The sequence below is a fragment of the Thermoplasmataceae archaeon genome, assembly GCA_038729425.1.
Taxonomy (GTDB): Archaea; Thermoplasmatota; Thermoplasmata; order Thermoplasmatales; family Thermoplasmataceae; genus B-DKE.
On sequence record JAVYSB010000007.1, the window covers coordinates 27,725 to 35,789 of the forward strand.

The window sequence follows — 8,065 nt, forward strand, 5'->3', positions numbered from 1 at the left end:
AGGACGAGATTTCTGCTATAAACATGGCCATTGGCGCGAACTATGCAGGCGTGCGTGCCATGACGGGATCATCAGGTGGAGGTTTCGCTTTGATGACAGAAGCTGTCGGGATGTCAGGCATGATGGAGGTACCACTGGTGGTCTACGAGGCACAGAGGTCAGGACCGTCAACAGGATTGCCAACCAAGACAGAGCAGGGCGATCTCATGCAGGTAATAGGGGCTTCACAGGGGGACTACCCGAAGGTTGTTTTCGCCCCGAGAACTGTGGAAGAAGCATTCTACCTGACAAGAGAAGCACTTAACCTGGCGGAGAGGCTGCAGATTCCGGTATTTGTCATGTCTGATCTGTACCTTGCAGAGCATTATGAGACAATTGATGATCTTGATCTGAATTTCAAGTTAGAGAGAGGCATGCACGCAAAGGACAATGAGCCGGATTACAGGAGATACAGGTATACTGAAAATGGAATATCCAGCAGGGCTCTACCCGGGCAGGTCGGCCTGATGCACAATGAGGACTCTGACGAGCATAATGAATTCGGCGCAGTGGTGAGCGATGCTGACACCGATCCGACGCTCAGAAAGAAATCCATGGAGAAGAGGATGAAGAAGATGGCAATATATATGAAAGAGATACCTTCCACGGACACTTATAAATTCAGCGATGCTGAATATGCCATTGTACAGTGGGGATCGACCCAGGGAGTGGTGGAAGAGGCCATAGATTCACTCAGATCAAGGGGAATAAAGGCTGGTGCAGTGGAGATAAGCAGAGTTTATCCGCTTAACCCCGACATAGGTAAGCTCCTTTCAGGAAAGAAGAAGATAATCGTTGTAGAGAACAACTATTCTGGACAGATGAATCGTCTGATCAGATCTGAGTTCCTGGTCAAGACGGAACTGGTAACGAAGTACGACGGTGAGAGTTTCTATCCAGGAGCACTCGCAGAAGAACTTGAATCAATTATCAGGAGGAATTGATATGGTTACAATTGCAGACTATAGGGGAAGTGTCAAGCCTGACTGGTGCCCGGGATGCGGCAATTTTGCCCAGCTATCAGCCATAAGCGGCGCGCTCGTGGAACTAGGTATTGAGCCAAAGGATACTGTCATTGCTTCAGGGATCGGATGTTCCAGTAATCTCCCGGAATTCATAAACACATACGGTTTTCATGGTTTGCATGGAAGACTACTTCCGGTTGCTGAAGCTATAAAGTGGGCCAACTCCAAACTCACGGTGATTGGATATGGCGGCGACGGAGACGGCTTCTTTGAGGGTACACAGCACTTCTTCCACGCGGCGAAGAGGAATGTGGACATAACATACATAGTCTCAGACAACCAGATCTTCGGACTTACAACTGGACAGGCTTCGCCAACATCCGAGATTGGTATGGTCACAAAGACAACCCCTAATGGAAACATAGAGAAACCCCTGAACCCCATCGACTTTGCCCTCACAGCGGGAGCAACATTTGTCGCCAGAGGGTTTTCAGGGGACGCCAAGCACCTCAAGGAGATCATAAAGGCAGGCATCCAGCACAAGGGATTCTCTTTCATAGACGTGTTCAGCCCTTGTGTGACTTTCAACAAGATAAACACCTACGACTTCTTCAGGAAGAGAGTTTACCATCTGGAAGGCAATGATCGTAAGGATCTGATGCAGGCACATCGCATAGCACAGGAATTGGGAGACAGGATACCCATTGGAATCCTATATGAGAACTCCGAGAAGATGTACGAGGAATATGATCCTGTGTTGACAAAGGGACCTTTGGTACAGTCACCCCTACATAAGCTGACGCAAAAGGACCTCGAGGAATTCTTGTAATATTTGATTATTATTCATAGTAATTAATAACATGTATTTTTTACTCTTTTTTGATATAACCGACTTTATGATAATGGGCTGATTTAGGACTTTGCAAACAATTAAATAATAAAGTTCACTTCTCTAACTGCATGGAGCTACGGTATTACATCATCCGCAGGTTACTCATTTTTATTCCTACACTTATCGGTCTTCTCCTGATTGTTTTTATCCTTATGCATAGCCTCCCTGTCAGATACCTCACTGGACCTTACGTTACGGGTAGAACGCCTGCGCAAAGGGCCTTAGAGTATGCACAGGCAGTGCAAGCCCTGGGTTTGAATTACCCCCTTCCTGTACAGTTCCTTGACTTCATTAGAAATATATTCACCGGAAACTGGGGCTACATGAGTGCCGGTGGAGGATATACTGGATCGGTGTTGGCCCTTGTGGACACGTACTTTCCCAATACGGTGCAACTCGCGGTGTTTGCCATCATCCTGGCCTTTGTAATATCCATCCCCCTAGGTACTTACATCGGGGCAAGGCCAAACTCTATGGCAGATCAGGTTGGAAGGGTATTCAGTCTAATTTTTTATGCGTTACCAGGCTTTCTATTTGCAATAATCCTCCTTGTAATCTTCGGCAAGAACACGATAGGTGGGTTGCCTTGGCAGGTTTTCCCCCTTTCCGGAGTGTATCCAAGTTCTGTCACAACCAATGTTCCAAGCTGGTTCCACTTATCCCAGGCAACTGGCGATATTTCATATCCAACTCATATTTTCGTGCTTGATGCTTTGCTGAATGGGGACCCTGCAGCTGCTTGGGGGGGATTCCTGCATTTGGTTCTTCCTAGCATTGCCCTGGCTCTGGGTGCGCTTGCCGGTATATTGAGATTCCTCAGGGCAGGCATGGTTGATGCTGCAAACCAGGAATATGTGAAGACTGCTAGGGCGAAAGGTGTTCCAGAAGACATTGTTATAAAGAGGCACATCAGGAAAAATGCCCTTATACCAACAGTAACGGTTCTAGGTCTTCTGTTTTCTGGATTGCTCAGTGGAGTTGTCCTGATAGAAAGAGTGTTTTCTTATCAGGGCATTGGCCTTCTGGCATATTACTCAGTTTATCCAAGTCTTCAGGTCTACGGAATTGCAGATACCGCTTTGATCTTTGGCCTACTGCTTGTGTTTGCCAATCTTATTGTTGATGTTGTTTATGCTCTTATTGACCCGCGTATAAGGTATTGAGGTATGAAAAATGGATGCAGAAGTTAGCTCTTCCCTGTTGAGTCAGGAAAGCAAGGAAAAACGTAACCCAGGTCTGGAGAATTTGAAGATCACGTTCAAGTTATTCTTCAAGTCAAGGCTAGCCTTTGTCGGCTTTATAATAACTCTTATCTATTTTGTCATAGCAATAATGGATACCGTTTATCCCCAGTACCTTGGTGTCACTAATCTTTCCTCCATGGTTTATCTCTTGCACGGACAGGTCGTTTCCTCATCAGCCACTCCCGTTGCACCGTCGTTCAATAAAGGATGGTACTTCTGGCTTGGAACAACAGAGTTCAATTTTCCCATACTCCCGGCGATACTGGAATCATTGAAATTTGACATGAGTGCGTCAATCCTTATAGTTGGCGTTGGAGCAATAATAGGAGTTATAATTGGAACCGTTTCCGGATATTTTGGCGGTATAACTGATGAGACTGTGATGAGGATAACCGATATCTTCTTCAGCTTACCGTTTTTCGTTTTTGCCATTGCGATGGTTGCTATTCTTCAGGTTGCGCTTCATGTGGCCCCAATTGATGATATTGTTATTGCACTGGTTATAATATGGTGGCCCATATACGCAAGATTGAGCAGGGGAACTGCTCTCACTATAAAATCCCAGAAATTTGTGGAAGCAGCAACTGCTTCAGGGTCGTCAGGAATGAGGAACGTGTTCGTTCATATAATGCCAAATGTTCTTTCCGCAATATTCGTACAATTTTCCCTTGATCTAGGAACTGTTGTGGGAATTTTCGCGGGCCTGGACTACTTGGGTATAAATTTTGGCGGAACTTTCTTCCCTGAGCTTGGAAATCTCATTGCTGAGGGCCAGCCATACTTCGGTGCTCCTTATGTATTAAATGGTCAAATACTTGGAAGCTCAATATGGTGGCCGGTTCTTATGCCAGGAATTGCTCTGCTTATTTTTATAGTTGCTGTTAATCTGATGGGCGACGGACTCAGAGATGTTCTTGATCCAAAACTTAGAAGGTAGATGAAGGTAAATATAATGTTAGCGCAGGATAAACTTCAGGAGAAAGAGGAAGGTAGTTACCTGAGAGTAGAGAATCTTGAGACTAGGTTTTTCACCTCGAAAGGTATAGTAAAGGCCATAGATAATCTATCTCTCAAAATCGGTAGAGGAGAGGTTTATGGACTGGTTGGTGAAAGCGGATGTGGAAAGAGTGTGACGGCCCTTTCTATAATGGATCTAATTCAAGATCCGCCAGGTAGGATAACTGCTGGAAAAATATACATTGACGGTTACAATGTTATCGGAGATCTCAAGAAATTGGCCAAAGTCATCGTTAAAAGCGAAACAGATGTCAAAATAAAGCGAAACAAGCGCCTAATCAAGAGGCATAATGCCGTTATTTCAAAGATTCGCGGTGAGAAGATAGCGATGATCTTTCAGGAACCTTTCCTCGCAATGAACCCAGTTCTGAAGGTAGGCGATCAGATAAGCGAGTCCATACTTCTACATGACCGTATAGATATTGCCAATTCAATAATAAGAAGGGAAAAACTAACTAAAGAGGTTACTGACTCTTTTATAGAATATGCAAGCGCGATTAAAGACGTTGATTCAGTCAGAAAGGAAATAAATTCTTGGACCAGGGAATATGGAGTCCCTAACGCTGAACTGAGTATCGTCCAGCTGATCAGGAGCCAGAGTTCAATCGACGAAAAGAAGCTTGGGCTCTATGAGCTCATACAGGATGAGAAACAGGGGGTAGACCTGGATGCGGTTTTTGAGGTCAGAGAGTACTATAAGCAGGAAGATAAATTGGCTGATCTGCTCAGACAATTGTCAGTATATGAAGAAGCTGGCGATGCGACAAACATTAACAGGGTGAGCGCAGAAATCTCGCAGATCAGGAGAGATTCAGCCACAAAGAATATTACGTTCAAGCTCAAGATGAAGTTCCAGAAAAAAAGATACCAGAAACCCTTTAATGACGAAGCGCGACGGAGAACACTGGAACTCCTGAAGCTAGTCAACATTGCCGGTGCCGAGAGGGTGATTGATTCCTACCCACATGAATTAAGCGGTGGGATGCTTCAGAGGTGCATGATCGCCATGGCACTTTCATCTAATCCGAAAATGCTGATTGCTGACGAGCCAACCACTGCGTTAGATGTGACCACGCAGGCACAGATTCTGGAGCTAATTAAGAACCTGAACAAGGTCATGAACAGTTCCATCCTTTTCATAACTCACGATCTAGCGGTCATAGCAGAGATGTGCCAGAGAGTTGGCGTGATGTATGCTGGAAATCTAGTCGAAGAGGCACCGGTAGAAACGATATTCTCTGACATGAAACACCCTTACACAATGGGTCTCATGTCCTCTATTCCGAGGCCAGATAAGAAGAGGGACAGAAACCTGAAACTTGAGTCAATCCCTGGAACGGTACCAAACCTTATAACTCCACCTAGTGGCTGCAGGTTTCATCCTAGATGCAAATTCAGTATGGATATATGCTCTGAAAAGAAACCAAAACTAGTAGAATTAGGTGAAGGTCATAAAGTGGCTTGCTTCCTCTATTCTCAAGAAGTGGAGGAGAACTGATCATGGAAGTGGAAAGAAATAAAAGAAGAATAGTTTTATCTGTATTCAACCTGAAGAAGTATTTTCCGATTAGCACAGGATTCAGGACAGTAGGGAGTGTGAGGGCAGTTGATGGCGTCACGTTTACTGTCAGAGAGGGAGAGACGCTTGGGATAGTTGGAGAGACCGGCTGCGGAAAAACTACACTGGGAAGAACCATACTCAGGCTCACCGACCCTACCGATGGGGACATTTTTTTTGACATTCCGGATGAAGACATGGATAACATCATAAATCTAGAGACAAGACTCCAGGATCTTGATGAAGATAATCCAGAAAGAAAGTCTATAATGGAAGAACTTAAACCGCTTAAAGAGAAATACTCACTTTCCAACAAGAGCGGAAGAGAGCTGATTAAAATTAGAAAGACTATGCAGCCCGTTTTTCAAGATCCATTCAGTTCTCTGGATCCAAGAAAACTGGTGAAGGATATTATAGCCGAACCAATGCGCCTTCTTACGGATATGAAGGATGGGGAGATTCATAAAAAGACCATGGAGCTGCTCAGCGAAATTGGGCTTAATGAGGATCACATGTACAGGTTTCCGCATGAATTCAGCGGTGGCCAGAGACAAAGAATAGGCCTTGCCAGGGCCATATCAATTGAACCGAAGCTCCTAGTTCTTGACGAGCCAACTTCTGCGCTTGACGTTTCAGTGCAGGCACAGATTCTCAACATCCTTAAAGATATTCAGGACAGAAGAGGGATCACATACCTGTTCATCTCGCATCATCTCAGTGTCATAAGGATGATGTCAGATAGGGTAGCAGTTATGTATCTTGGGAAAATAGTTGAGCTCGCTGAAACTGACACGCTATTCACCGATATGCTCCATCCATATACAAAAGCGCTATTATCAGCCATACCTGTTCCCGATCCAAAGACTAAGGTAAAGCATATTGCACTGGAAGGAGAGATACCGAGCCCTTCTGACCCGCCAAAGGGCTGCCATTTCCATGCAAGATGCCCTGTTGCCATGGCTGATTGCGGCTGGTCACCACGAGATTTTGTTGGATCACTGCAAACCATGTTTGATAGGTTCCGTAACGAAGAAATCAAGAACCTCCCGGAACTTGGTGAAATAGTTATTGACGAGGAAGGGAACACGATAGACGTCACATTTCAGGGAACGTATCGTAACAATGATGAGTTGCTGGATATTATGAAAACGGTCATATCCAGGGAACAATCAAAGAGAAACGGCATACGTTTCAAAGCCATAAAAGAGATAACTCCCAATGCTACAATGAACGGTTTCACTATTAAACTGATAAAACCTAGGACTCCTACGCTCAAAGAAGTCCGCCCAGATCATTTCGTATCGTGCCTTCTTTATGAACCGGTAGGAGAGCAGGCGGGCACGGAGAAGGCAAATGCCGCAACAGAACAAGCCGCTTATTCGGTATAAAGAGGATGAATACAAAGAAGTCTCTGCAAAGGACCTTTCACGAAAAGAATTACTATCGTATATTTTTGGGGATTCCATCAGGGGATTCTATATACTTGGGTGCATCTTTCTTGACGGTCTTTTAGTGGGAGAAGCCTTTGACGATATCCCGGGATTCTACAGCATTAATCTGACTACTGGATACTATTTCTCAAACTTCAGTATATTCGCTGTTTATGTATTGTTAGTTAGCCTGTTTACTGACCTTATATTAATTTTCTACGAGATCAAGTTTTATAGGAAACGCTGGCCAAAGAAAGGGTTATGAGAGTGGACCTGGCCAGATATCTACAGTTCAGCCATTGCTTGCAGAGTACTTAACGCTTAATTTCGGTTTTATAAGCACTCGGAGTGACGTGAATGCCGAGCTAAATAAGAGATAGGATGATCAGCGCAAACCCATATCTGGAGAGCTGTGATGAATGCAAGCACGAATCCCATGACGGTTCATATTACCATCGGATCGTTTTCCCCAAGAATAAAGCCTGGATTTAGATTCAAGATGATCCAAGTCGAATTCCCTTTTATTAGAGAAATATCAGGAAATTGAAACTTGCGTGAACAGAGCCCCCATCCATGGCCAACATCCAACAATATTCACTTTGCTCATACTATAAAATAAGAGAGCAAAAGAGCATACAGATTATGGGGATCTGATGATAAGAGTATAACTTGAATGCAGACCTTCACTTTTGAATTCAATTGCATCGAGATGGCTTGTGATCCATTGCTTCCTGGGGCTTCTATATGGATCTCGCAATGTACAGACATGTCATAGGGGCACCTGAAAGCTGACGTAGCAGGAGCTTGACCGTAAATACCTTAAATTCCATAGGAGCGATCCGGAAAACATTACCTTGTAAAACTGACCACCGCATGCCAACTGAGGATCAATTAGTATAAACAAAAAATCAATGCTTGAA

Annotated in this window: 7 protein-coding genes; all 7 read left to right on the forward strand. The window is 44.4% G+C overall.

Features of this window, described 5'->3' with window-relative positions; all coding sequences use genetic code 11:
• On the forward strand, nucleotides 1-983 hold a 983-nt coding region (locus tag QW597_06660; GenBank protein ID MEM0156259.1), incomplete at its 5' end, for a 2-oxoacid:acceptor oxidoreductase subunit alpha.
• A 1-nt stretch (nucleotide 984) separates the two neighbouring features.
• Nucleotides 985-1,833, forward strand: a complete 849-nt coding sequence (locus QW597_06665; protein ID MEM0156260.1) for a thiamine pyrophosphate-dependent enzyme — start codon at nucleotides 985-987, stop codon at nucleotides 1,831-1,833.
• A gap of 131 nt (nucleotides 1,834-1,964) precedes the next feature.
• Nucleotides 1,965-3,059, forward strand: coding sequence for an ABC transporter permease (locus QW597_06670; protein MEM0156261.1), 1,095 nt, complete (start codon nucleotides 1,965-1,967; stop codon nucleotides 3,057-3,059).
• 10 nt (nucleotides 3,060-3,069) lie between these two features.
• The gene (locus QW597_06675; protein ID MEM0156262.1) at nucleotides 3,070-4,077 is read left to right on the forward strand and encodes an ABC transporter permease; all 1,008 of its coding nucleotides are present in this window, start codon (nucleotides 3,070-3,072) and stop codon (nucleotides 4,075-4,077) included.
• A 15-nt stretch (nucleotides 4,078-4,092) separates the two neighbouring features.
• Nucleotides 4,093-5,655: an ATP-binding cassette domain-containing protein gene (locus tag QW597_06680; protein MEM0156263.1), complete on the forward strand. Its 1,563-nt coding sequence runs from the start codon at nucleotides 4,093-4,095 to the stop codon at nucleotides 5,653-5,655.
• Nucleotides 5,656-5,657: 2 nt separating this feature from the next.
• Nucleotides 5,658-7,103 (forward strand): ABC transporter ATP-binding protein, encoded by a 1,446-nt coding sequence (locus QW597_06685; GenBank protein ID MEM0156264.1) that lies wholly within the window; start codon nucleotides 5,658-5,660, stop codon nucleotides 7,101-7,103.
• Nucleotides 7,069-7,410 (forward strand): hypothetical protein, encoded by a 342-nt coding sequence (locus tag QW597_06690; protein ID MEM0156265.1) that lies wholly within the window; start codon nucleotides 7,069-7,071, stop codon nucleotides 7,408-7,410. Before QW597_06685 ends, QW597_06690 begins: the two co-directional genes overlap by 35 nt.
• The last annotated feature ends 655 nt before the right edge of the window (nucleotides 7,411-8,065 follow it).

Excerpts from the sequence above, each read along its gene's own strand:
- QW597_06665 (MEM0156260.1), top strand. The coding sequence starts at position 985 with ATGGTTACAATTGCAGACTATAGGGGAAGTGTCAAGCCTGACTGGTGC.
- QW597_06670 (MEM0156261.1), top strand. The coding sequence starts at position 1,965 with ATGGAGCTACGGTATTACATCATCCGCAGGTTACTCATTTTTATTCCT.
- QW597_06675 (MEM0156262.1), top strand. The coding sequence starts at position 3,070 with ATGGATGCAGAAGTTAGCTCTTCCCTGTTGAGTCAGGAAAGCAAGGAA.
- QW597_06680 (MEM0156263.1), top strand. The coding sequence starts at position 4,093 with ATGTTAGCGCAGGATAAACTTCAGGAGAAAGAGGAAGGTAGTTACCTG.
- QW597_06685 (MEM0156264.1), top strand. The coding sequence starts at position 5,658 with ATGGAAGTGGAAAGAAATAAAAGAAGAATAGTTTTATCTGTATTCAAC.
- QW597_06690 (MEM0156265.1), top strand. The coding sequence starts at position 7,069 with ATGCCGCAACAGAACAAGCCGCTTATTCGGTATAAAGAGGATGAATAC.